Source organism: Marinobacter panjinensis (assembly GCF_005298175.1).
In the GTDB taxonomy this organism is placed as follows: domain Bacteria; phylum Pseudomonadota; class Gammaproteobacteria; order Pseudomonadales; family Oleiphilaceae; genus Marinobacter; species Marinobacter panjinensis.
Genome location: NZ_SZYH01000001.1, coordinates 1,083,225 through 1,105,922, shown reverse-complemented (window position 1 = coordinate 1,105,922; position 22,698 = coordinate 1,083,225). Strand labels below are relative to the sequence as shown.

The window sequence follows — 22,698 nt, the reverse complement described above, 5'->3', positions numbered from 1 at the left end:
TGCATGATAATAGAAAGTACGTGTTACCCTACAATCCCCATTTGGTTAAAGACAGGATAGTTTTAATGGCGGCAGTGATCGAGAACACAGTCCATCCGGCGTTTGAAATGCTACGAAGTCACCGCGTCAGCACGCTGAACGTGACCGTCGAAGAATACCGTCACCGTAAAACCGGCGCCCGCCACCTGCACCTGGCGGCAGATAACGACGAGAATGTGTTTTTTGTGGCGCTGCGGACCTTTCCGATGGATTCCTCCGGGGTCGCCCATGTCCTGGAGCATACTGCACTTTGCGGTAGTGAACGCTTCCCGGTGCGGGATCCGTTTTTCATGATGATTCACCGTTCCCTGAACACCTTCATGAATGCGTTCACCAGCAGCGACTGGACGGCATACCCGTTTGCCAGCATGAACCGCAAGGATTTTGATAACCTGCTGACGGTCTACCTGGATTCGGTGTTTTTCTCCACGCTTGATCCGTTGGATTTTGCCCAGGAAGGCCATCGCCTGGAATTCGACACGCCGGAGGATCCCTCCTCGGATCTGGTCTACCGTGGCGTGGTGTACAACGAGATGAAAGGCGCCATGAGTGCACCGACGTCCCAGTTGTGGCAGAACCTGTCCAGCCAGTTGTTCCCCACCACTACCTATCACTACAACAGTGGCGGTGAGCCAGACCACATAGTCGATTTGAGCTACGATGATCTGTTGCGCTTCTACCGGCACCATTACCATCCCAGCAACGCGATTTTTGCCACTTACGGCGATATTCCGGCCCATGAGCACCATGAGCGGTTCGAAGAGCTTGCGCTCAAGCGGTTTGATTACCTGGATGTAGAGCTGCCGGTGCGGGACGAGAAGCGGATGTTTTCGCCGATCCGGGTTGATCAGAGCTATGCCGTCAGTGAAGGCGAGGAAACCGGCCACAAGACCCATATTGTGATGGGCTGGTTGCTGGGGCACAGCTTTGACCTGCAGGAAAATCTCGAAGGCCAGTTGCTGGCCAGTGTGTTACTGGAAAACAGCGCTTCGCCATTGATGCGGGCCCTGGAAACCACGGATATCGGGCACTCCCCCTCGCCCATGTGTGGCCTGGAGGACTCCAATCGCGAGATGACCTTCGTGTGTGGTATTGAGGGCAGCGAGCCGGACAAGCAGGGCGACCTCGAACAGTTGATCGAACAGACCCTGGCAAAAGTGGTGGAAGAGGGGGTCAGTCAGGACCGTCTGGAAGCCATTCTGCACCAGTTGGAGCTTCATCAGCGCGAAATTGCCGGCGACAGTTTCCCTTATGGCCTGCAGTTGATCATGACCGCCATTTCGCCGATGGTTCACGGCGGTGACCCGGTGGAGCTTCTGGACCTGGAGCCTGTGCTGGTGGATATGCGGGAGAAGATCCGGGATCCGGACTACGTGCCCGGCCTGATTCGCAGCAAACTGCTGGAAAACCCGCACCGGGTCACTCTCACTCTGCGTCCGGACGACAAGCTCGAAAGCCGCCGTCAGGCCGCGATCCGTGAGGCTCTGGCCCGTCGCAAGGCGTCACTGACCGATGACGAGGTCCAGCAGATTATCGACCGGGCCCGGGCACTCGAAGAACGCCAGACCCGCAAGGATGACGATTCCATACTGCCCAAGGTGGATTTGTCAGACGTGCCACTGCAGCTTCCGGAACCCGAAGCCCGGTTCGCCGGCGACATGTCGGCTACCATTTATGCGCGGGGGACCAACGGCCTGGTCTACGAACAGGTGGTCGTGCCGGTTCCGAACCTGTCCGAAGATGAGCTGCTGTTATTGCCGTACTACACCACGCTGATCCCGGAAGTAGGCTGCGGTAACCTGGATTACCTTCAGATGCAGGACCGTATTTCCGCTGAATCCGGCGGCATCAGTGCGTCATTCTCCGCCAAGGGGCGAATCGATGATGTGCAGGATCTGTCCGGCTACATTGTCTTTAACGGCAAGGCACTGGCCAGGAACCGCGAGGCATTGACCCGCCTGTTGAAGGACGTGTTCGACGGTGCCCGTTTCGATGAGAAAGAACGGGTTCGCGAACTGGTGGCCCAGATTCGCGCTCGCAGAGAGCAGGGGGTGACCGGCAGTGGTCACGCTCTGGCCATGGGCGCGGCCTCCCAGGGCATCAGTCCGGGAGCCTGGCTGTCATTCCGGCTCGGTGGCCTGGCGGCGATTCGCGGGGTCAAGGCCCTGGACAAGTCACTCGATGACCCGGCTGAACTGGAAAAGCTTTGTGAACGACTCGCCGCACTGCATGAGCGTATCCGGCAGCAAACCCGTGAGTTCCTGCTGATTGGCGAGGAAGAGCACCTGGACCCCATGCTCACTGAACTGAAATCCATCTGGGGCGACACCAACGCCGCAGCCGGTGATTCCTGGAAATTGGCGCCGGTCAGTTACCAGGCTCGCGAAGCATGGCTTACCTCAACTCAGGTGAACTTCTGCGCCAAGGCGTACAGCACCGTTGCCATCGATCATCCGGATGCTGCTGCACTGACGGTGTTGGGTGGCTTCTTGCGCAACGGATACCTGCACAGGGCGATCCGTGAAAAGGGGGGTGCCTACGGTGGTGGTGCCGGCCAGGACAGCGTTAACGGTACCTTCCGATTCTTCTCCTATCGCGATCCCCGGCTGGGTGAAACCCTCGGAGATTTCGACAGGGCCCTGGATTGGCTGCAGGAAGAGCAGCATGATCCTCAGGAGCTGGAGGAGTCCATCCTCGGGGTCATCGGCCAGCTCGACCGGCCACGCTCCCCGGCCGGTGCGGCCCGTCACGCCTTCCATAACCGCCTGTTCGGCCGCACCCCTGAGCAGCGCGCCCGCTTCCGGGAGCGTGTACTGGCGGTGACCCTGGAAGACATAAAGCGGGTGGCTAGGGAATGGCTGAAGCCGGAGAGCGCCAGTGTGGCGGTTGTCACCAGCTTTGAAAATCGCGACTCTGCCAGAAAACTCGGGCTGGAGATTCAGGAGCTGTAAGTCTCCTAACGGTTGCGTTTGAGCCCGGTGCTTACCATGATACGGGTGGATATTTCTTCCACTGAGTAGGCTGTCGTATTGAGGTAAGGGATCCGCTCCCTGCGGTACATCAGTTCTATTTCCTCGATTTCGTGCATGCACTGTTTCAGGGACGAGTACCGGGAATTCGGCTTGCGCTCATTGCGGATCGTGGCCAGCCGTTCAGGCTCGATGGTCAGCCCGAAGATCTTTTCCTTGTGGTTGCGAAGGGCGGCCGGCATTTTCTGGTCTTCCAGATCTTCTTCGGTAATGGGGTAGTTGGCAGCCTTTACGCCATATTGCAGAGCCAGATACAGGCACGTGGGCGTTTTTCCGCTGCGGGAAGCGCCCACCAGAATAAGGTCGGCCTCGTTATAGTGACGGGTGCGTGCGCCATCGTCGTTATCCAGCGCGAAGTTGACGGCTTTGATTCTTCGCTCGTAGCTGCCTTCGTTGTTGATGGCGTGGGACTTGCCGACAGTGTAGGACGAAGACGACCTCAGTTCCTGCTCAAGCGGGCTCAGGAAGGTTCCGAAGATGTCCACCATGAAGCCGTCGGCGCCGGAAATAAGATCGCGGATATCGCTGTTTACGATGGTGTCAAAGACCAGAGGCCGTGTACCGTCAACGTCCGCTGCCTTGTTGATGCGTTTGACCATTTCCCGGGCTTTGTCAGTGTCATCGATGTATGGCACCGTAATGCGCTCGAAATCGATTTTCTCGAATTGCGCCAGCAGGCTGTGGCCGAGAGCTTCGGCGGTCAGGCCAGTACCATCGGAAATAAAGAAAGCGGTTCTTTTCATGGCGTGTAGTCCGGCTCCGTATTTGGCGGGTTCCCTAGGTAATTGCCACAGGTTACAGTATCATACACGCCAAGTTCGAGAGCCCGCAGTGGAGAATGCAGGAATTGCAGGGGCAGGGTCACGTGAGAGTCACCTCCACCGCTTCGGTTTCGCTCTTTGCTTCAACGAATCAAGGGAGACGCGCTTTGGAAGATTACATTATCTGGTTTGATCACCTGGGAATGTCAGATGTTGATCGGGTTGGAGGAAAGAATGCCTCCCTCGGTGAAATGATCAGTAATCTCGCCAATGCAGGTGTTACGGTGCCCGGCGGCTTTGCCACCACGGCCCATGCTTATCGTGAATTCCTCGCAAAAGATGGCCTGCGCGAAAAGATCGATAACACGCTCGATGCCCTGGACATTAACGATGTTAATGAACTTGCACGAGTTGGCTCCCAGATCCGCCAGTGGATCCTCGATACACCCTTCCCCGATGCACTGGAAAAACCGCTGGAAGACGCTTACGCGAAACTGCGCGGTGGTAACGACAATATGGCGGTTGCGGTGCGTTCCTCCGCCACAGCCGAAGACTTGCCGGATGCTTCTTTTGCCGGCCAGCAGGAAACGTTCCTCAATGTAGTGGGGCTGGAGCAGGTTCGCACGTCGGTGAAGGAAGTGTTTGCCTCGCTGTTTAATGACCGTGCCATATCCTACCGTGTTCACCACGGTTTTGATCACAAGCAGGTAGCCCTGTCTGCGGGCATCCAGAAGATGGTCCGCAGCGAAACTGCCGCCAGCGGTGTCATGTTTACCCTGGACACGGAATCCGGCTTCCGGGATGTCGTGTTTATTACCGGCTCCTATGGACTCGGCGAAACCGTGGTTCAGGGGGCGGTAAACCCCGATGAGTTTTACGTTCACAAGCCCACCCTTGATGCCGGCCGACCCGCTGTTCTGCGTCGTAACCTCGGCAGCAAGGCCATCAAGATGGTCTATCATACGGATCCGTCCGCAGAGCAGTTTGTGGAAACCGTAAAGGTTGAGCAGGAGGAGCGTAATCGCTTCTGTATTACCGATGCGGAAGTGGAAGAGCTGGCCAAACAGGCCATGATTATCGAAAACCACTACCAGCGCCCGATGGACATCGAGTGGGCGAAAGACGGTGATGACGGCCTTATCTACATCGTTCAGGCCCGTCCGGAAACCGTCAAGAGCCGCGCATCCGCCAATGTGATGGAGCGCTATCTGCTGAACGAAACCGGCACGGTTCTGGTGGAAGGTCGCAGTATTGGTCACAAGATTGGCAGTGGCCCCGTCAAGATCATCACCAGTATCAAGGAAATGGACCGGGTACAGGCCGGCGATGTGCTGGTCACCGATATGACCGATCCGGACTGGGAACCGGTGATGAAGCGGGCCTCCGCCATTGTCACGGACCGTGGCGGGCGTACCTGCCACGCGGCCATTATTGCCCGTGAACTGGGCATACCGGCGGTGGTTGGTTGCGGCGACGCAACGGACGTGCTGAAAGACGGTCAGGAAGTGACCGTATCCTGCGCCGAAGGTGACACCGGCCTGATTTACGAAGGCAGCCTGGATTTCGAGCTGAAAGAGAATACGGTGGATTCCATGCCCAATATTCCGTTCAAGATCATGATGAACGTGGGCAACCCGGACCGGGCCTTCGACTTCCAGGCCCTGCCCAATGAAGGCGTAGGCCTGGCACGCCTGGAATTCATTATCAACCGTATGATCGGTGTGCACCCCAAGGCGCTGCTGAACTACGACGGCCTGCCCCGTGACATTCGCCAGACCGTGGAAAAGCGCATTTCCGGGTACAGCTCACCGGTGGATTTCTACGTCGACAAACTGGTTGAAGGCATTTCCACCCTGGCAGCGGCGTTTGCCCCCAAGAAAGTGATTGTCCGGCTGTCGGACTTCAAGTCCAACGAGTACGCCAACCTCATCGGCGGCACCCTTTACGAGCCGGACGAGGAAAACCCGATGCTGGGTTTCCGCGGTGCTTCCCGCTATATCTCCGAGACCTTCCGTGACTGTTTCGAGCTTGAGTGTCGTGCCCTGAAGAAGGTGCGCAACGAGATGGGCTTCACCAACGTGGAAGTGATGGTGCCGTTTGTGCGCACCGTGGGTGAAGCGGAACAGGTGGTGAGCCTGCTGGCCGAGAATGGCCTCAAGCGTGGTGAAAACGGCCTGAGAGTCATTATGATGTGTGAGCTGCCTGCCAACGCCTTGCTGGCGGATCAGTTCCTGGAGCATTTTGACGGTTTTTCCATCGGCTCCAACGATCTGACCCAGCTGACCCTGGGCCTGGACAGGGACTCCGGCATCATTGCGCACCTGTTTGATGAGCGCAACGATGCCGTCAAGGCCTTGCTGGCCAGTGCTATCCAGGCCTGTAAAAAGGCCAATAAGTACATCGGTATCTGCGGGCAGGGGCCATCCGATCACCCGGATCTTGCAAAGTGGCTGATGGACCAGGGTATCGATTCGGTTTCCCTGAACCCGGACTCGGTTCTGGATACCTGGTTCTTCCTTGCTGACGAGAAAATCGACTGACCATTTCGAGAAAAGGAGAGCACAAGCGTGCCTATCGTAACCCCTGATCTGTGTGATGATTATCCGGAAATACTCGTGGTGGAACCGGGATTTCGCAATTATGGCGCCCTGGATGCGTTCGGCGGCGAGATTGTGACGGTCAAGTGTTTTGAGGATAACTCCATCGTCAAAGAGCAGGTTGCCCTTCCGGGCAACGGCCGGGTGATGGTTGTTGATGGCGGCGGCTCAAAGCGCGCCGCGCTGCTCGGCGATATGCTGGCGGAAAAGGCGGCTGACAATGGATGGGCCGGGCTGATTATTTATGGCTGCATCCGGGACGTGGACGTGATCGGAAAGACGGCTCTGGGTGTGCAGGCGCTGGGCTCCCATCCGCGCAAAACTGAAAAGCGCGGTGTGGGTGATCTGAACGTACCGGTGACATTTGGAGGCGTGACCTTCCACCCCGGCCACTATGTCTATGCTGACAACAACGGTATTGTTGTATCCGAGAAGGCGCTCAAGACCGGTTGATTCTTTTCATTCTGCGAATGCCCGGTAGTCCTCTGCGGTTACCGGGTATCGCTGTCTGGTCATCCTGATCAGCGTTTTACCTCGACAATCTCCATACCCAGCAGGAAACCGTCGCCGTCAGGCTCGCAGCGCAGTACGCGACAAACTGTCTCGAACGGGGGGAACTGCTCACTGGTTGTCGGCAGCAGGGTATTTAGTTCGTCCCCTTCGGAAAACGCCCTTTCAACGAAGAGTTGCATGCCAGTGCCGCTCAGGTCTTTGCAAATACCCGGAAATGTCACACCGTTACTGTCCGTGAGTTCGATTTCAAGATTCATCGTCATGCGATGAAAATCGCGTTTCTCCGAATAGTTTTTCATGAACTCCGTCATTGCGGCACCTCATGGTTGTTGTTTTATTCTTTATAATGGCTATGGCGCTGAGCGTCAAAGCATATACGTGAGAGTGCCGGGGCAGAGGCTATGCCCAGTTATCGGTTTTCCGGGTTGGCTTCAGGAGCGGGATCACCAACGCGAGAATCACGCCCAGCAAAACCAGGGCGGCGCCAAGCAGCATGAAGTCGGATTCTTCCTTCGCCTCCAGTCTTTCCTTTTCCGCGGTGAGTACTTCCAGCTCATTGCGAAGCTTCTGATTCTCCTCGCGAAGCTCGCCGTTTCGGCGGTCAAGGTTGATTGAATCCGCAGCCACTTCCTTAATATTGCTGAGCTCTTCGCTGAGACGGCCGGCCCTGGATTGAAGAGCTTCCTCGGAGTTTCTGAGCTCATTCCTTTCGCTGGTGACTTCCTGCAGTTGTGTCTTGACCTCGCTCAGTTCGTTACGGGCCTGTTCAAGCTGCCGGTTTGCCTGTTCAAGACGCTGGCGGGCTATCGGAGTCTCGGTGATGTAGCGGCTGACTATCCAGCCTTCGATGCCATCAGGGGTGCGTACCCGGCTATAGCCCGACTCAGAGGTTTCCAGGAGCTCGAGGGCGGTGCCACTACGAACGCCGGAATGGAGAATGCGATATTGTGTCCCTTCACCGCTGCGGATGGGAGCAAAAAGTGTATCGTCGACGTAGACGGTTTTTGCATGGGCTGAGGTGGCGGCGACCATCAACACAATCAAGCAGATAAAAAGACGTATAGGCGACACTGGCTTGGTTCCCTGAAACAGCAATTTGAGGCGCAATTTTGTCACAGATACCGGGTCATACAAGGTAGCGTTCATTACAAAAAACTCATGGAGTTCGATGCAGGCACAAGGATGCGGCTCACGGGAGCACAGCCTTGAAGGGTTTGACGGTAACCCGCTGGTAAACCCCGGCTTCCACGTAGGGATCGGCATCTGCCCAGGCCTGGGCTGACTCCAGGGAGTCAAACTCGGCAATGACCAGGCTGCCGGTAAATCCCGCATCACCCGGTTCCGGGGTGTCGAGTGCAGGGTGGGGGCCTGCAACCAGCAGCCTGCCCTCGTCCTTCAGGGCGTTGAGCCGTGCAATATGGTCTGGACGGGCCGAAGATCTCAGTGACAGGCTGTCTTCAACGTCCTCGCTGATAATGGCGTAATACATGGCGTTCTCCGGATATTTGCTGACACGGGCCAGTGCCTGGCTGATACACTGGCACCTTTGTAATAACTCTGAAATCGGAATCGATGTGACTATAACGCAAGAAGCTGAGTTCTGCATTGATCTGCATTGCCACAGTACGGCATCAGACGGTGCCCTGGCGCCGGAAGATCTTGTGCGGCGGGCCAGCGATAAAGGTGTGACCCACCTCGCACTGACGGATCACGACACTATCTCAGGTCTGGACGATGCCGCTGAGGCAGCGCAGGCCGCTGGTATTTCCCTGGTTGCGGGCACTGAACTCTCCTGTCTCTGGAGAAGCCACACGATACATATCGTCGGGCTGGATTTTGATACCTCAGACCACAACCTCAATGCTGCTCTGGCACGTCAGAATGATAACCGCTGGCGCCGCGCCCGCACGATTGCCGAAAAGCTTGCCAAGTTGAAAATTGACGACATGGTGGAGAAGGCCACGCTCAAGGCTGGCGGCGATGTGCCGGGCCGGCCGCATTTTGCCCGGGTGCTGGTGGAGGAAGGAGCGGTCAAGGACTCGGCACAGGCCTTCAAACGTTACCTGGGAACCGGCAAGGCGGGTGATGTGAAGGGCTTCTGGCCTTCGCTGGAGGAGGTGGTGCAATGGATTACCGGTGCAGGGGGGATTGCAGTCCTGGCGCATCCCAGAAAATACAAACTGACTGCTACCCGGTTGCGGGCGTTGACCAGCGATTTTCGCCAGGCCGGCGGCCGGGCTATCGAGGTGTCCACATCGGGCCAGTCCAGTGGCGACCTTGGCTTCCTGGCGGAGCTGTGCCGCCGTGAGAATCTGTTGGCTTCCCAGGGCAGTGATTTTCACTTTCCCGGGGCACCCTGGTGCGAACTGGGCTCCATAATGAAAATGCCAGACGGGCTCGAACCCGTCTGGCATCATTTCAGACAACCGGTAGGAGTTCCCGCAGCGGTTTAATCCGGAGCGTGGAACAACAGGTACAGATCCGTCAGCGAGTCCGGAATCGCGTCCGCCATGTCACGTGACAGTTTCGGGCTGTTGCGGACGTTCTGGAAATCTTCATCCTCGAACAGGCCTGACAGTGTCAGCATGGGCACCAGCAGGTCTGCGGTTTCTTCCTCACCGGCTTCCAGCCACGCATCCTCATTTTCAAGGAACGTATCCACAAAGCCTGCGCACCAGTTTTCCAGTGCATTCATCGGATCGCCATCTTCAGGTTCCGGCAATTCCAGGGGCTGTCCCAGGTCCAGTGCGTGGGCCATATCCCTGCCGAGTTGTTCCACGGCATTACGGAAGGTATCCGGAATCTGGCCGCCGGGCGCCTCATCGGCGCCCGTAGCCAGCCTGAAGATGTCCTCAGTGCTGAGTGATGCCGGGCCTACCACGCTGGCGCAGACAACCCCGTGCAAACCGAAGAAGTCCAGGGCGTCGTCGCCCCAGGGTTCTGCGAACAAGATGTCTTCCAGCGCTTCGATGTCCGAATCTGATAGCATTCGTCAGTTACTCCCGGCCTTTTTGGCCTCTTCGGCTGCCCGCTGACGTTTACGGACTTCCCTCGGATCATTGTAGGCGCGGCCCGGTGTTACCGGTACATCCACCTGGTCGGTTGGTTTTTCCGGCTCTGCTGCTGGCTTCTCGGCCTTTTCGGCGGGCTTGTCGTCCTGCTTGGCCTGTTCGGCTTCCGGCTCTGCGGAAGGTTCCGGAGCTGCCGCCGGCTTGTCTTCCGGTTTGTTGTCATCATCCTTTGCAGCGGGTTCCGCTGCAGGAGTCTGCTCTGCAGGCTGTTCGGTTTTATCAGCTTCCGGAGCAGCGGCTGCCGTTTCAGCAGTGCCATCAGCGCTGGTGGTTGCCTTGGCTTCGGCCTGCTGCTCGGGTTCTGCAGTGGCTTCGGGTTCTGAAGTCCCGGTTTCTGCCTCCGGCTTCGCAGCTGCTTTGTCCCCTGACGGCTCGACCGATTTCTCCGGCGTGGCCGTGTCAGCAGCGGTTTCGGCCTTCTTCGCTGCAGGCTTCCTTGTGGAGGACCTGCGCGGACGGGCAGGGCGTTTTGGCTTTTCTTCGTTGACCGGCTGTTCCGTTACCGGTGATTCAGCAGGTGCTTCCCCCTGATCAGCGTTCACTGTGTCTGAGGACTCCGATTCTGGCTGCTTCGGAGATGCCTCCGGAGTCGCTGCTGCTTCAGCCTCGTTGCCGCTCTGGGGTTCTGCCGGCTTTTCTACTGGTTTATCTACCGGCTTCTCCGCCGACTTGTCGTCTGCCGTATTGGCCGCCGCTACGTCCGGCTTTACAGCGGGTTGCTCTGCAGGGGATTGCTCTGCAGGTTGTTTTTCCAGCTGGTCTTCCGGCTGGGTATCTTTCTGGTGCTTTTCACTCCGGGCAGTCTTGCGATCCGCCGGTGTGGAGGCCGGGGTTTCTGCCGGTGAGCCGTCGCGATTGCGGTTGCGCCTGGGCTTGCGGCGCTTCTCATCGGAGCCGGATTTGTCAGCAGCTGGTTGGGCAATGCTGTCCTGCGGCTCGGGCTTGTCTTTCAGCTCCCGGGCGTCTTTCTGCTCTCGGGTATCCTTCTGGTCGCGGCTCTGGGGCCGGTTACGACCCTGGTTGCGGCCCTGAGACTGGCCGTCCTTGCGGCTGCTGTCCCGGCGGCTATCAGCTGCCTTTTCGGCGCCGCCCTGCTGGGCCTGCCCACCTCGAGCCTGGTCTTCACCGCGAGTGCGGTTGGCACCACGATTGCGGCTACGATTTTCGTCGCTGCGACCACTGTCACTGCGATTCCCGTTACCATTGCCCTGACGACGATCGGCGCCGCTGCGGTTGCCGGAGCGGTTATCGTCCCTGGCTACCCTGGACTTGCGACGTTCCTGGCGGTCCTGGGTGCGACGCTCTTCATTATTGGGGCGGCCGGTTTGCTGACGCTTCGCCGGTGGCTCGCCAATAACTTCCTCGCCACTGAAAAAGTCGGCAATTTTGCGGCCCAGTTTTCTGAACAGACTTTCGGTCTGTTCGGACTGAGTTGTTTCCGCTGCTTTCTCCGGGGCCGGCGCTGCAGCCGGAGCCGGAGCAACCGGGCGAATGGCTTTCACGGCAGCCTGCTCGCGAACCGGAGGCTGGGCCGCCGGAGCCTCGAATATTTCTTCTTCCCGCTCGCTGTATTCCTGAGCCACCTGGTAGCTCGATACATGCTCCGCGCCGGACTCATCGTCACGCATGCGCAGAATTTCGAAGTGCGGAGTTTCCATGTGAGGTGCAGGGACCACCACAACTTCCACTTCCTGGCGGGCTTCAATGTCGGCCAGCTGCTTGCGTTTTTCATTGAGCAGGAAGGTGGCGACCGCCACGGGCACCACGGCCCGTACCTGGCCGGTCTTCTCTTTGGAAGACTCTTCGAAAATCAGGCGCATGATACTCAGGGCGAGGGACTCTATGCCCCGGATCGTGCCCTGGCCTTCACAGCGTGGGCAGACTTCACTGCGGGTTTCGCCCAGTGACGGGCGCAGGCGTTGCCGCGACATTTCCAGCAGGCCAAAGCGGGAAATCTTGCCCACCTGAACCCGGGCGCGGTCGATCTCCAGCGCTTCACGCATTTTCTGTTCGACTTCCCGCTGGTGCTTGGCCGGGGTCATGTCGATGAAATCGATGACGATCAGACCACCCATGTCCCGCAGGCGCAACTGGCGGGCGATCTCTTCTGCTGCTTCCAGGTTGGTCTGAAACGCGGTTTCCTCGATGTCGTGGCCCTTGGTGGCCCGCGAGGAGTTGATGTCGATGGACACCAGTGCTTCGGTGGGATCGATGACGATCGAACCACCAGAGGGTAGCTTCACTTCCCGCTGGAAGGCAGTCTCGATCTGGCCTTCGATCTGGTAGCGGCTGAACAGGGGGATTTCGTCCTTGTACAGCTTGATCTTGTTCTCGAACGACGGCATCACGGCACGAACAAAGTTCAGTACGTCCTCGTAAACCGTACTGGCGTCAATCAATACCTCGCCAATGTCCTGGCGCAGATAGTCACGCACGGCACGGATGATCACGTTGCTTTCCTGATGGATCAGGAACGGTGCCTTGCGCTCGCCGGCTGCCTGGGTGATGGCTTCCCAGAACTGGACCAGGTAGTCGAGGTCCCATTGGAGTTCTTCCGTGGTGCGGCCGATGCCGGCGGTGCGCACGATGATGCCCATGGATTTGGGCACCTGGACATCGCTCATGGCATCTTTCAGCTGAGCCCGCTCATCACCTTCAATGCGGCGGGAAATGCCACCGGCACGAGGGTTGTTGGGCATCAGCACCAGATAACGGCCGGCGAGGGAAATAAAGGTGGTCAGGGCCGCGCCCTTGTTGCCACGCTCTTCCTTGTCGACCTGGATGATTACTTCCTGGCCTTCGGCAACAACATCCTTGATGTTGATCTTGCCTTCAATCTGGCCTGGTGATTTTTTGAAATACTCCTTGGAGATTTCTTTAAGGGGGAGGAATCCGTGACGGTCAGCGCCGAAGTCCACGAAGGCGGCTTCCAGGCTGGGCTCTACGCGGGTAATGCGGCCTTTGTAGATGTTGGCTTTTTTCTGCTCGCGGGAGCTGGATTCAATGTCCAGGTCGAACAGACGCTGGCCGTCTACCAGGGCTACGCGCAACTCTTCAGGGTGAGTTGCATTGATCAGCATTCTTTTCATGGAAAGAAGTGGTTCCTGTCGTTTGGTTTGGACAGAAAACCTTGGGGAATGGCATCAGCGAAGCAGAACTTGCGTGCCGCGGGCCCCGTCGTTCGGGGCAAGCCGGCGGCCAGACGAATCAGATCCCTGCGGGAAGTCTTCCCGGGGTTCCGAGGCCACCGCCGACAGTTCGCCTGCCCGAAGGCAGGGAGGTGTCGTGTAGGGTTAATGTCTGTTGACGCATGTTATCCGTTTTCAGGTTCACGCGGGTGCCTGGGTCTCACGTCGTATTCGTAAGCTGGACGGCCCGGCCCTGCGTGCTGGTAAAGATTCTTCGCGATGTCGCCCGACGGTTTTCCGTACGGTTTCATGTTCTCCCGGCGCCCGGTCAGTTGCCGTTCTCGGCTTCTTCCGTTTCAACCCGGGAGGATTCGGTCGCCGTGCCCGGTAATGATTGGGCTTTCGGCGTTCAAACTCTCAAATAGTGTCGGTATACTTCTGCCGCTCCGGCTTCTGACATACTGGCCAGGCCGTAGACAAACGGTAAAGCACGCCGGAATATAACAGTATTTGTCATACCCTTCAATCCCGCAGGCTTTTCGGCGGTAAGGTAATCATGTCCAGATCTCCCAGGCAGAAACGCGCTTCTTCCTCCCCCCGCCCAGGCAGGGATGCGCGGAGCAGTCAGGCGCCCGGCACCCGGAATGCAGAGGTGAAGCAGGGGGTGCGAAAAGTGGTGGTGGATGAGGACAACGCCGGGCAGCGGGTAGACAATTACCTGATGGCGCAGATCCGGGATGTGCCGCGCAGTATCATCTACCGCATTATCCGCAAGGGCGAGGTGCGGGTGAACAAGGGGCGGGTCAAGCCTGACACCCGCCTGAACACCGGGGATGAAGTGCGCATTCCCCCCGTCACCCGTAAGCAAAAACCTGAGCAGATTGTGCCCGGTTCCCGTGTTCAGGGGGTGATGCAGGATGCGGTCATTTTCGAGAACGATGAGATGCTGGTGGTGAACAAACCTTCCGGCATCGCCGTTCATGGTGGCAGCGGCCTGGATTTTGGCCTGATCGAGGTGCTCAGGGCAGCAAGGCCCGAGTCAAAGTTCCTGGAACTGGTTCATCGCCTGGACCGCGACACCTCCGGCCTTGTGATGGTGGCGAAAAAGCGCTCGGCGTTGCGCTATCTTCAGGATGAATTGCGCCATAAGCGCATCCGTAAGAGGTATCATGCGCTGGTAGCCGGGGACTGGTCGCCGTCGGTCAAGCGGGTTGACGAACCGCTATTGCGCTTTGAGTTGGGCTCAGGTGAACGCCGGGTACGGGTAGACAGTGCCGGCAAGGAGTCTCTCACGCTGTTCCGGTGTCTGGAATTCTACAGTGGGTACAGTCTGGTGGAAGCCTCTCCGGTAACGGGGCGGACCCATCAGATTCGTGTGCACAGTGCCTGGGCGGGTCATCCGATTGCCGGGGATGACAAGTATATGGATGATGTGAGTCTTCGGGCTTTCCGCTCCGCTGGTGGCCAGCGATTGATGCTGCATGCCCGGTCGCTGGACTTTACATTGCCTTCAACCGGCGAAGCTGTTCATCTGGAGGCGCCTTATGACAAGGCGTTTGGCGATACCATAGCCAGGCTGACGGCGCGTCGGAAGGCATCCGAATAACCGGTTGTGCTGCCAAGTACGTGTAGCATGATCACAGCAGGGTAGTAAGAATGGACGTAAAGGTCGTAATTTTTGACTGGGACGGAACATTGGTGGATTCCGTCGACCACATCGCCGACAGCCTTCACCAGGCAGCCACCGAACTGGGTTACCCGGAGCTTGAGCGTGAAGCCTACCGGGATATTATTGGCCTGGGTATGATCGAAGCGCTGGAAAAGCTCTATCCGGGTATCAGTCGCGAGGAAATGAACACCATCCGCGAGGGTTACGCCCGCTACTTCTTTTCCAAGACCACCACCCCGCAGAATGTCTTCGAGGGGATGGCGGATGTGTTGGCCGATCTGCGCGGTGGCGGGCGTGGCTGCTCCGTTGCCACTGGCAAGAGTCGCCGCGGCCTTGAGGGCGCACTTGTTTCAAGTGGTCTCGGCACTCATTTCGACATTACCCGCTGCGCCGATGAAACCCGCTCCAAACCGGACCCGGCCATGCTGGTCGAGATTATCCGCTTTTATGGCATCGAGCCGTCCCAGGCGGTAATGATTGGTGATACCCGGTACGATCTCGAGATGGCGCAGCGCATCGGCATGCCCTCCATCGGCGTGGAGTGGGGTGTGCACAAGCGGGATGTGCTGGGGCACTATTCGCCACATGCGATCGTTGATTCTGTAAAGGATCTGCGGGACGTACTTGGCCTCTGAACTGAAACAGTAACAGGATGCATCAATGAGTGATTGGGAGTCAGACAGGAATCCGGGCTGGGGAAGTGAGCCAGAGAGCGGGGCGGAGAAGGATGCGGGCAAGCGGTCCGGGAGCCGCAAGTCGCCGGCAATACCACCGGAATCCGCCCGCGACTGGAAACTGATTGAAAAGCTGGTGATGTCTCTCCAGTCGGAACAAAGAAAGAGTCGGCGCTGGGGAATTTTCTTCAAGCTGCTGACGTTCGGATATCTTTTCGCGCTGTTGCTCATGATTCAGTTCCCCTTTGGCGGAGCCCTGGAGTCTGCCACCAAGGGCAAGCACACGGCTCTTGTGGAAGTGGAGGGCACTATTGCCGCAGATGAGCTGGCCAGTGCGGACAATATTGTTGGTGCTCTGCGCAATGCCTTTGAGGCTGAAAATTCGGTGGCTATTATTCTGCGGATTAACAGCCCGGGCGGAAGTCCTGTGCAGTCGGGGTACATCTACGATGAAATCGTCCGCCTGCGGGACGAGTATCCGGATAAAAAACTGTACGCTGTTATTTCCGACATAGGCGCGTCCGGCGCTTACTACATCGCGGCCGCCGCCGATGAAATCTACGCAGACAAAGCCAGCCTGGTTGGTTCCATCGGTGTGGTTGCCGGTGGCTTTGGGTTTACCGGCATAATGGAAAAGATCGGGGTTGACCGCCGTCTCTATACCGCTGGCGAGAACAAGGCGTTTCTCGATCCATTCTCGCCGGAAGAAGAGGAAGAGGTTCAGTTCTGGGAGAGCGTGCTGGAAACCACTCACGGACAGTTTATCGAAAGTGTACGTGAGGGCCGCGGCGATCGCCTCGCCGATGATGAGCGCCTGTTCTCAGGGTTGGTCTGGAGCGGTGAGCAGGCGCTGGAACTGGGCCTTATTGATGGCCTGGGCAGCTCGTCCCACGTAGCCAGGCAGGTGATCGGCCAGGAAGACCTTGTGGATTACAGCCGCCGCAAATCGCCATTGCAGGATATTGTGGATCAGTTCGGCGTGTCGGTGGGTAGCGGCATTGCCCGCTACGTTACCGAGTCAAGGCTCGAGCTTCGCTGATGTGACAGGGGGCTGGAGCAACGGATTCAGCCCCCAGTTGCGCAGCATGTCAGTCAGTGCGATCAAGGGCAGGCCCACCAGGCTGTTGGGGTCTCTGCCCTCCAGTTGACTGAATAACGCGATACCCAGGCCTTCCATTTTGAAGCTGCCGGCGCAGTCATAGGGTTGCTCCGTATGCAGATAATTCTCGATCTCCTCTCGCCTGAGGCCCCGAAAATGGGCATGGAAAGGCTCACAGTGGATCTGTATTTGTCCTGAACTGGCATCCAGCAGCGCCAGGCCGGTCAAGAAGGAAACCCGCTGGCCACTGCTGCGAGCAAGTTGCTGCACGGCACACTCATGGTTTCCCGGCTTGTTCAGCAGGGTGCCATCCTCCAGGCAGGCAACCTGGTCCGAGCCGATAATCCAGTGCCCGGGCCAGGCCTTTGCAAGCGCTCTGGCCTTGCTTTCGGCCAGCCGTGTAGCCAGCTGTTCAGCCGTTTCGTTCCTGGCAGGCGATTCATCGATATCCGGTGACGCCGCTTCAAACGGCAAGCCGAGCCTTGTCAGCAGTTGTCGCCGGTAGGGCGATGAGGAGGCAAGCAGGAGTGGGCGCGGGGTCATGAGCTTCCTTGAAGAAAGGGCGGTGATATGTGTGATAAGTGGTCGGGGCGGGCCCCGTTTCGACGCTATTATCGTAGAATACACCTATCCCCGGTGTAACCCCTGGTCAAATACGCATGAAGTCTTTGACAGCAGCGCGTCGGGCCCCTAAAATTGCGCGCCTATGTCAAATGCCTCAAACGCCGAGCTTCCCAAAACTGTCGATCCTTATCGTTTGGCAGAGCAAAACATTGTGTTGGAGGGAGAAATTCCTCTGAAGGCATTGTCTCGCTTTGGTGATTCCGTTTACGGATTTGAGGACGGTGCGGTGTGCCGTGTAGAGCTGTCATTTTCCATGGACAGTGAGCGCCGGCGCATGGTAACAGGCGAGCTGGAAGCGCCGGTAATCCTGGAATGTCAGCGTTGCATGGGGCCCATGCAGAGAACGCTGGTTTCCAGCTTTACGCTGGGGCTGGTAACCAGCGATGAGCAGGCGCAACAGCTGCCCAAGGAACTTGAACCGTTTCTGACAGACGATTTCAGCGCGAATTTGTGGTCCATGACCGAAGACGAGCTGCTGCTGGTTCTGCCTCCGTTCCCACTTCATGAGCGCGACGAATGTCCCGCCAGGGAGGAACTGGAAGCCTTCGAGCCGGATAATTCCGGTGAAGAGCCGGTGAAAAAGTCTGAAGACAATCCGTTCAGCGTGCTGGCGGATCTCAAGACGAAGAAACACTAATCAGGCGTCGTTTTTCACAGAAAGCCGGCGCGAATTTCACGAACACACGTTTATCAGGTCAGGAGCATAACCATGGCTGTACAGAAGAACCGAAAGACCCGCTCAAAGCGCGGTATGCGTCGCTCACACGACGCCCTGAGCACTGCAGCTTTGTCCACTGACACCACCACTGGTGAAGTGCATCGTCGTCACCATGTCTCGCCAGACGGTTTTTACCGTGGCAAGCAGGTAATTGAGGCCAGCGACGAGTAAATCGTCGCTAGCACCCCACCCGCCAGTGCGAGATGGAGGAACGGTGAAGCCGGTCACCATCGCGATTGACGCCATGAGTGGTGATCGCGGAGCCGCCGTGGTGGTCTCCGCTTCACTGGATGCGGTGAAAGAAAACGAAGCCTTGAGTCTTGTTCTGGTGGGAATCCGGAGCGAACTCGAGGCTTTGTTGCATGAGGGCCACTCTCGAATTCGCATTGTCGAGGCGGCTGATGTGGTGCGCATGAATGAGCGGCCCTCCCATGCGCTTCGGCATAAACGCAATTCCTCCATGGCCGTTGCCCTTGGGCTGGTTCGTGATGGCGTTGCCCAGGGCTGCGTCAGTGCTGGTAATACCGGCGCGCTGATGGCTTTCGGGCGGTCTGTTATCCGCATGTATCCGGGTATCGAGCGGCCCGCAATTGCCAAACTGATCCCGTCTCTGCGGGGCCGCTGCCACGTGCTGGACCTGGGTGCCAACGTGGATTCCACGGCGGAAAATCTCTATCAGTATGCCTTGATGGGGTCGCTGATGGCGTCGGCCATCTGCAATCAGCCCGAGCCGCGCGTGGCACTGCTGAACGTCGGCGAGGAAGAGATCAAGGGTAATGAGCAGGTGCGGCTTGCCTCTCATATGCTGGCCCAGTGCGATACCATCAATTACATCGGGTATATCGAGGGTAGTGACCTGTTCAGGGATGTCGCTGATGTGGTGGTCTGTGATGGCTTCGTTGGCAATATCGCCCTGAAGACCGGCGAGGGTGTTGCCGGACTGTTGATTGAACTGCTGGAGCAGGCATTCACCAAAACCCTTTACGGGAAATTTGTCGGCTTGCTGGCCCGTCCGATGATCGGGCGTCTGCTCAGGCTGATGGACCCTTCGCGCCATAACGGCGCCAGCCTTCTCGGGCTCCAGGGCGTAGTGATCAAGAGTCACGGCAATGCGAATGAGCGCGCCATGCTGGCAGCGATTCGTCAGGCTGTACTCGAGGTAGAGCTGGAAGTGCCCATCCGCATCAATGAACGTCTCGATGACCTGATGTTCTGAATGTCCCTCTGCGAAAGCCCTCTGAGACTAAAGTCTCTTCCCATATTTGCCAGATTGGCTGTACCGGCCCCGGAGTTGTACTATTGGCTAATCTCCCGTAACCCCTCATTAACGGTAAGATTCGCGCTATGAAATCAGCTTTTATTTTTCCCGGACAAGGATCGCAGTCTGTAGGCATGCTGGCGACAGCAGCCGAGAGCTGGCCGATCATAGAAAAAACCTTCTCGGAAGCCTCCGACCTACTGGGGTATGACCTCTGGCACTTGTGCCAGCATGGCCCGGCAGAGGAGCTGAACCAGACCACGGTGACACAGCCCGCCCTGCTTACCGCCAGTGTTGCGCTGTGGCGGCAATGGTTTGTCGCCGGTGGTAAGGCGCCTGATTTTCTGGCCGGACACAGCCTTGGGGAATACAGCGCCCTGGTGGCGGCCGAAAGCCTGAACTTCTTTGATGCCATCAAGCTGGTGCGTTTACGCGGTGAGCTCATGCAAACAGCTGTGCCGGCCGGTGAAGGCAAGATGGCGGCGATTATCGGTCTGGAGGATGACGAGGTTATCGCGGCTTGTTCAGAGGCCGCCAATGGTGATGTGGTTAGTGCCGTGAACTTCAATGCGCCTGGCCAGGTGGTGATTGCCGGTTCTGCTGCTGCAGTGGAGCGTGCTATCGAGGCCTGCAAGGCTCGAGGTGCGCGCAAGGCAATGCCTCTGCCGGTGAGTGTGCCGTCCCACTGTGCGCTGATGAAGGGTGCTGCAGAGGAGCTGGCAGCAGCACTTGATGAAGTCAGTTTTAACGATGCTGTCATTCCCGTGGTTCAGAATGTCACAGCGACTGTTGCCCGGGATAGCGACACACTCAAGAGCAATCTGGTCAAGCAGCTATACTCTCCAGTGTTGTGGACAGACACAATCCGCGAGCTGGTGGCTAATGAAGTCGGGATCGCGGTAGAGTGCGGCGCCGGCAAGGTGCTTGCTGGCCTGGCAAAGCGGATCGATCGTGACCTGTCGGTCTATGGAATTGAGGAGCCGGATGCCCTGGCAAAGGCGTCAGAGGCATTCGGACAGAAAGGATAGGAGCATTACATGTCTCTTGAAGGCAAAACTGCACTGGTAACCGGTGCAACCCGTGGAATCGGTAAAGCCATCGCCAGAGCGCTGGCTGATCAGGGCGCAACAGTCGTTGGCACCGCAACAAGTGAAGCGGGTGCGGAGTCTATCTCGGCCGACCTGAAAGCCGCGGGTGCGAAGGGTTTCGGTATTGTAATGAACGTCGCCGACCCGGACAGCATCGACGCCGGGCTGAAGGAAGTGAATGAAAAAGCCGGCACCCCGGTGATCCTGGTCAACAACGCAGGGATCACCCGTGATAACCTGTTGATGCGCCTGAAGGACGACGACTGGTCGTCTGTGATTGAAACCAACCTGTCGAGTGTCTATCGCACCAGCAAGGCTGTATTGCGTGGCATGGCAAAGGCCCGATGGGGCCGGGTTATCAATATCAGCTCCGTAGTGGCCGGCATGGGTAATCCCGGGCAGGCCAACTACTGTGCTGCCAAGGCCGGTGTAGAGGGCTTTACCCGTAGCCTGGCGAAAGAAATGTCGAACCGGGGCATCACCGCAAACTGTGTTGCCCCGGGATTTATTGACACGGATATGACCCGAAAACTGGACGACAAGCAACGCGAGGCTATGATGGAAGTCATACCTGCCGGTCGTCTGGGTGAGCCGGAAGAAGTGGCAGCGGTTGTTGCCTTCCTGGCCTCGGAGGCCGCCGGTTACGTGACGGGCGAAACGATACACGTCAATGGCGGTATGTACATGGGATAGCCCCTGCGGGGGCATGTGCGCAAACCCTTGTTGCACAACATGTTTGAATGGAACCCCTGCTTGTTTGCAGGTATGGTTTAAACTAAACTGGCAGCACTTAAGTTGCTTGGTTGACACAAAAGTGAGGACATTATGAGTACAGTTGAAGAGCGCGTTAAGAAGATCGTTTGTGAGCAGTTGGGCGTGAAAGAGTCCGAAGTTCAGAACACATCTTCTTTTGTAGAGGACCTTGGCGCTGACTCACTGGACACCGTTGAGCTGGTCATGGCACTCGAGGAAGAGTTCGAGACCGAGATTCCGGACGAGGAAGCGGAAAAGCTGGCGAGTGTTCAGGACGCGATCGACTACATCGTCGCGCACACCTGATACTCAGCACGTTTTTTACGCCAGGCAAGAAGCCGTCCATGTGATACTGCAATGGGCGGCTTTTTTATTGGCTGGCATTTTTTATACCAGTACCGGAAAAGACTTCAGGTGAAGGGGATATGGCTAAACGACGTGTTGTGATAACAGGCATGGGAATGCTGTCACCACTGGGCAATGATGTGGATTCGTCCTGGGAGGGTATCCTGGCCGGGCGCAGTGGTATCACCGAAATCGACCGGTTCGACACGACCGGATACAACACACGGATCGGCGGCGGTATCAAAAATCTGGATATGGAATCCTACCTGTCCACCAAAGACGCCAGGAAGCTCGACCCATTTATTCATTATGGTCTCATTGCAGCCCAGCAGGCAGTCAATGCCAGCGGTCTGGAAGACTATGCTGACCTTGATCGGGAAAGGGTGGGGGTTGCCATCGGCTCGGGTATCGGCGGTCTTGAATATATCGAAAAGACGGTAATTACCATGGAGAAGTCGGGGCCCAGAAAGGTGTCGCCTTTTTTTGTGCCAGCGTCTGTGATCAACATGATCTCCGGTAATGTCGCCATTCGCTTTGGTTACCAGGGCCCCAACATTGCCATCGTGACCGCCTGCACCACGGGCACCCATAATATCGGTTATGCCGCCCGTACCATCGCCTATGGTGATGCGGATGTGATGCTGGCTGGTGGGTCGGAAATGGCGACCACTCGCAGCTCCATCGCCGCGTTTTCGGCGGCAAGGGCATTATCCACTCGCAATGACGAGCCGGAAAAGGCAAGCCGGCCCTGGGACTCTGGCAGGGATGGTTTTGTACTCAGTGATGGCGCCGGCGTGGTGGTGCTTGAGGAACTTGAGCATGCCAAGCGCAGAGGCGCAACTATCCACGGGGAAGTCATCGGATTTGGCATGAGTGACGACGCTTTTCACATCACCTCCCCGCCAGCAAATGGCGAGGGTGCGGCCCGTTCGATGAGAAATGCCATCCGCGATGCCGGACTTGACCCCGACAAGGTCGACTACATCAACGCTCACGGCACCTCCACCCAGGTGGGTGACGTAGCCGAAGTAGCCGCCGTAAAGTCGGTGTTTGCCGACCACGCCTACAAATTGTCTGTGAGCAGCACGAAGTCCATGACCGGACATCTCCTCGGCGCGGCAGGGGCCGTTGAGGCCATTTTCTCGTTGTTGTCGATTCGCGACGGTGTCCTGCCTCCCACCATCAACCTGGATGAGCCGGATGATGGCTGTGACCTCGACTTTGTCGCCGGAAAAAGCCGCAAGGCGGACGTTCGGGTTGCCCTGTCAAACTCCTTCGGGTTTGGCGGAACCAACGGTACCCTGATTTTCCGGCGCTACGAGGACTGAGCAA

The 22,698-nt window shown here is 57.7% G+C and carries 21 protein-coding genes; 14 read left to right on the top strand and 7 right to left on the bottom strand.

Annotated features, from left to right (window positions below):
• Positions 1 to 65 precede the first annotated feature (65 nt).
• Positions 66 to 2,990 (top strand): insulinase family protein, encoded by a 2,925-nt coding sequence (locus tag FDP08_RS04965; RefSeq protein WP_137434900.1) that lies wholly within the window; start codon positions 66 to 68, stop codon positions 2,988 to 2,990.
• A gap of 5 nt (positions 2,991 to 2,995) precedes the next feature.
• Here the strand turns inward: FDP08_RS04965 and ppsR are convergent, their stop codons facing one another.
• Positions 2,996 to 3,811 (bottom strand): posphoenolpyruvate synthetase regulatory kinase/phosphorylase PpsR, encoded by an 816-nt coding sequence (gene ppsR, locus FDP08_RS04960; protein WP_137434899.1) that lies wholly within the window; start codon positions 3,809 to 3,811, stop codon positions 2,996 to 2,998.
• Positions 3,812 to 3,996: 185 nt separating this feature from the next.
• On the opposite strand from ppsR, the gene ppsA reads away from it, so the two are divergent.
• The gene (ppsA, locus tag FDP08_RS04955) at positions 3,997 to 6,369 is read left to right on the top strand and encodes a phosphoenolpyruvate synthase (protein WP_137434898.1); all 2,373 of its coding nucleotides are present in this window, start codon (positions 3,997 to 3,999) and stop codon (positions 6,367 to 6,369) included.
• 27 nt (positions 6,370 to 6,396) lie between these two features.
• Entirely contained in the window at positions 6,397 to 6,879 is a 483-nt protein-coding gene (rraA, locus tag FDP08_RS04950; RefSeq protein ID WP_137434897.1) for a ribonuclease E activity regulator RraA, read from the top strand.
• Positions 6,880 to 6,947: 68 nt separating this feature from the next.
• Here the strand turns inward: rraA and FDP08_RS04945 are convergent, their stop codons facing one another.
• The 3 genes from FDP08_RS04945 to FDP08_RS04935 all read right to left on the bottom strand — a co-directional run bounded on the left by FDP08_RS04945 (position 6,948) and on the right by FDP08_RS04935 (position 8,428).
• Positions 6,948 to 7,250: a PilZ domain-containing protein gene (locus FDP08_RS04945; RefSeq protein ID WP_228263236.1), complete on the bottom strand. Its 303-nt coding sequence runs from the start codon at positions 7,248 to 7,250 to the stop codon at positions 6,948 to 6,950.
• An 88-nt stretch (positions 7,251 to 7,338) separates the two neighbouring features.
• Positions 7,339 to 8,010: a TIGR04211 family SH3 domain-containing protein gene (locus FDP08_RS04940; RefSeq protein WP_137437226.1), complete on the bottom strand. Its 672-nt coding sequence runs from the start codon at positions 8,008 to 8,010 to the stop codon at positions 7,339 to 7,341.
• Between the two features lie 118 nt (positions 8,011 to 8,128).
• Positions 8,129 to 8,428: a YciI family protein gene (locus FDP08_RS04935; protein WP_137434896.1), complete on the bottom strand. Its 300-nt coding sequence runs from the start codon at positions 8,426 to 8,428 to the stop codon at positions 8,129 to 8,131.
• Positions 8,429 to 8,513: 85 nt separating this feature from the next.
• On the opposite strand from FDP08_RS04935, the gene FDP08_RS04930 reads away from it, so the two are divergent.
• Complete coding sequence (locus FDP08_RS04930) at positions 8,514 to 9,392, top strand: PHP domain-containing protein (protein WP_137434895.1); 879 nt, start codon at positions 8,514 to 8,516, stop codon at positions 9,390 to 9,392.
• Here the strand turns inward: FDP08_RS04930 and FDP08_RS04925 are convergent.
• A complete protein-coding gene (locus FDP08_RS04925; protein ID WP_137434894.1) occupies positions 9,389 to 9,928 on the bottom strand; it encodes a YecA/YgfB family protein in 540 nt (179 codons plus the stop codon). The genes FDP08_RS04930 and FDP08_RS04925 overlap by 4 nt on opposite strands.
• A 3-nt stretch (positions 9,929 to 9,931) precedes the next feature.
• On the bottom strand, positions 9,932 to 13,099 hold the full coding sequence (gene rne, locus FDP08_RS04920) for a ribonuclease E (protein WP_137434893.1): 3,168 nt from the start codon (positions 13,097 to 13,099) through the stop codon (positions 9,932 to 9,934).
• Between the two features lie 595 nt (positions 13,100 to 13,694).
• On the opposite strand from rne, the gene rluC reads away from it, so the two are divergent.
• From rluC to FDP08_RS04905, 3 genes are read left to right on the top strand one after another with little or no spacing between them, the layout of a single operon-like run.
• Positions 13,695 to 14,744: a 23S rRNA pseudouridine(955/2504/2580) synthase RluC gene (rluC, locus tag FDP08_RS04915; RefSeq protein ID WP_228263235.1), complete on the top strand. Its 1,050-nt coding sequence runs from the start codon at positions 13,695 to 13,697 to the stop codon at positions 14,742 to 14,744.
• A 50-nt stretch (positions 14,745 to 14,794) separates the two neighbouring features.
• The gene (locus tag FDP08_RS04910) at positions 14,795 to 15,442 is read left to right on the top strand and encodes an HAD family hydrolase (protein ID WP_137434892.1); all 648 of its coding nucleotides are present in this window, start codon (positions 14,795 to 14,797) and stop codon (positions 15,440 to 15,442) included.
• Between the two features lie 25 nt (positions 15,443 to 15,467).
• Entirely contained in the window at positions 15,468 to 16,520 is a 1,053-nt protein-coding gene (locus tag FDP08_RS04905) for a S49 family peptidase (RefSeq protein ID WP_137434891.1), read from the top strand.
• On the opposite strand, the gene FDP08_RS04900 is transcribed toward FDP08_RS04905, so the two are convergent.
• Positions 16,500 to 17,123: a Maf family protein gene (locus FDP08_RS04900; protein ID WP_137434890.1), complete on the bottom strand. Its 624-nt coding sequence runs from the start codon at positions 17,121 to 17,123 to the stop codon at positions 16,500 to 16,502. The two genes, FDP08_RS04905 and FDP08_RS04900, sit on opposite strands and share 21 nt — an antisense overlap.
• Positions 17,124 to 17,286: 163 nt before the next feature.
• Between FDP08_RS04900 and FDP08_RS04895 the strand changes: the two genes are divergently transcribed.
• The 7 genes from FDP08_RS04895 to fabF all read left to right on the top strand — a co-directional run bounded on the left by FDP08_RS04895 (position 17,287) and on the right by fabF (position 22,694).
• Positions 17,287 to 17,841, top strand: a complete 555-nt coding sequence (locus FDP08_RS04895) for a YceD family protein (RefSeq protein WP_137434889.1) — start codon at positions 17,287 to 17,289, stop codon at positions 17,839 to 17,841.
• Between the two features lie 72 nt (positions 17,842 to 17,913).
• Entirely contained in the window at positions 17,914 to 18,093 is a 180-nt protein-coding gene (gene rpmF / locus FDP08_RS04890; protein ID WP_041333767.1) for a 50S ribosomal protein L32, read from the top strand.
• A 43-nt stretch (positions 18,094 to 18,136) separates the two neighbouring features.
• Positions 18,137 to 19,138 carry a phosphate acyltransferase PlsX gene (plsX, locus tag FDP08_RS04885; RefSeq protein WP_257791948.1) on the top strand — a complete coding sequence of 334 codons (1,002 nt, stop codon included), beginning with the start codon at positions 18,137 to 18,139 and terminating at the stop codon, positions 19,136 to 19,138.
• A 128-nt stretch (positions 19,139 to 19,266) separates the two neighbouring features.
• Complete coding sequence (fabD, locus tag FDP08_RS04880) at positions 19,267 to 20,208, top strand: ACP S-malonyltransferase (protein WP_137434887.1); 942 nt, start codon at positions 19,267 to 19,269, stop codon at positions 20,206 to 20,208.
• A 9-nt stretch (positions 20,209 to 20,217) separates the two neighbouring features.
• Positions 20,218 to 20,961 (top strand): 3-oxoacyl-ACP reductase FabG, encoded by a 744-nt coding sequence (gene fabG, locus FDP08_RS04875; protein ID WP_137434886.1) that lies wholly within the window; start codon positions 20,218 to 20,220, stop codon positions 20,959 to 20,961.
• 132 nt (positions 20,962 to 21,093) lie between these two features.
• Entirely contained in the window at positions 21,094 to 21,327 is a 234-nt protein-coding gene (gene acpP / locus FDP08_RS04870; RefSeq protein WP_007154069.1) for an acyl carrier protein, read from the top strand.
• Positions 21,328 to 21,446: 119 nt separating this feature from the next.
• A complete protein-coding gene (fabF, locus tag FDP08_RS04865; protein ID WP_137434885.1) occupies positions 21,447 to 22,694 on the top strand; it encodes a beta-ketoacyl-ACP synthase II in 1,248 nt (415 codons plus the stop codon).
• The last annotated feature ends 4 nt before the right edge of the window (positions 22,695 to 22,698 follow it).

What these genes read in the sequence shown, in the direction of transcription:
- FDP08_RS04945 (WP_228263236.1), bottom strand. Translation starts at nt 7,250, where the DNA reads ATGACGGAGTTCATGAAAAACTATTCGGAGAAACGCGATTTTCATCGC.
- rne (WP_137434893.1), bottom strand. Translation starts at nt 13,099, where the DNA reads ATGAAAAGAATGCTGATCAATGCAACTCACCCTGAAGAGTTGCGCGTA.
- FDP08_RS04905 (WP_137434891.1), top strand. Translation starts at nt 15,468, where the DNA reads ATGAGTGATTGGGAGTCAGACAGGAATCCGGGCTGGGGAAGTGAGCCA.
- fabD (WP_137434887.1), top strand. Translation starts at nt 19,267, where the DNA reads ATGAAATCAGCTTTTATTTTTCCCGGACAAGGATCGCAGTCTGTAGGC.
- rpmF (WP_041333767.1), top strand. Translation starts at nt 17,914, where the DNA reads ATGGCTGTACAGAAGAACCGAAAGACCCGCTCAAAGCGCGGTATGCGT.
- fabF (WP_137434885.1), top strand. Translation starts at nt 21,447, where the DNA reads ATGGCTAAACGACGTGTTGTGATAACAGGCATGGGAATGCTGTCACCA.
- acpP (WP_007154069.1), top strand. Translation starts at nt 21,094, where the DNA reads ATGAGTACAGTTGAAGAGCGCGTTAAGAAGATCGTTTGTGAGCAGTTG.
- rluC (WP_228263235.1), top strand. Translation starts at nt 13,695, where the DNA reads ATGTCCAGATCTCCCAGGCAGAAACGCGCTTCTTCCTCCCCCCGCCCA.
- FDP08_RS04935 (WP_137434896.1), bottom strand. Translation starts at nt 8,428, where the DNA reads ATGTATTACGCCATTATCAGCGAGGACGTTGAAGACAGCCTGTCACTG.
- FDP08_RS04965 (WP_137434900.1), top strand. Translation starts at nt 66, where the DNA reads ATGGCGGCAGTGATCGAGAACACAGTCCATCCGGCGTTTGAAATGCTA.
- ppsR (WP_137434899.1), bottom strand. Translation starts at nt 3,811, where the DNA reads ATGAAAAGAACCGCTTTCTTTATTTCCGATGGTACTGGCCTGACCGCC.
- FDP08_RS04910 (WP_137434892.1), top strand. Translation starts at nt 14,795, where the DNA reads ATGGACGTAAAGGTCGTAATTTTTGACTGGGACGGAACATTGGTGGAT.
- FDP08_RS04895 (WP_137434889.1), top strand. Translation starts at nt 17,287, where the DNA reads ATGTCAAATGCCTCAAACGCCGAGCTTCCCAAAACTGTCGATCCTTAT.
- FDP08_RS04900 (WP_137434890.1), bottom strand. Translation starts at nt 17,123, where the DNA reads ATGACCCCGCGCCCACTCCTGCTTGCCTCCTCATCGCCCTACCGGCGA.
- FDP08_RS04925 (WP_137434894.1), bottom strand. Translation starts at nt 9,928, where the DNA reads ATGCTATCAGATTCGGACATCGAAGCGCTGGAAGACATCTTGTTCGCA.
- fabG (WP_137434886.1), top strand. Translation starts at nt 20,218, where the DNA reads ATGTCTCTTGAAGGCAAAACTGCACTGGTAACCGGTGCAACCCGTGGA.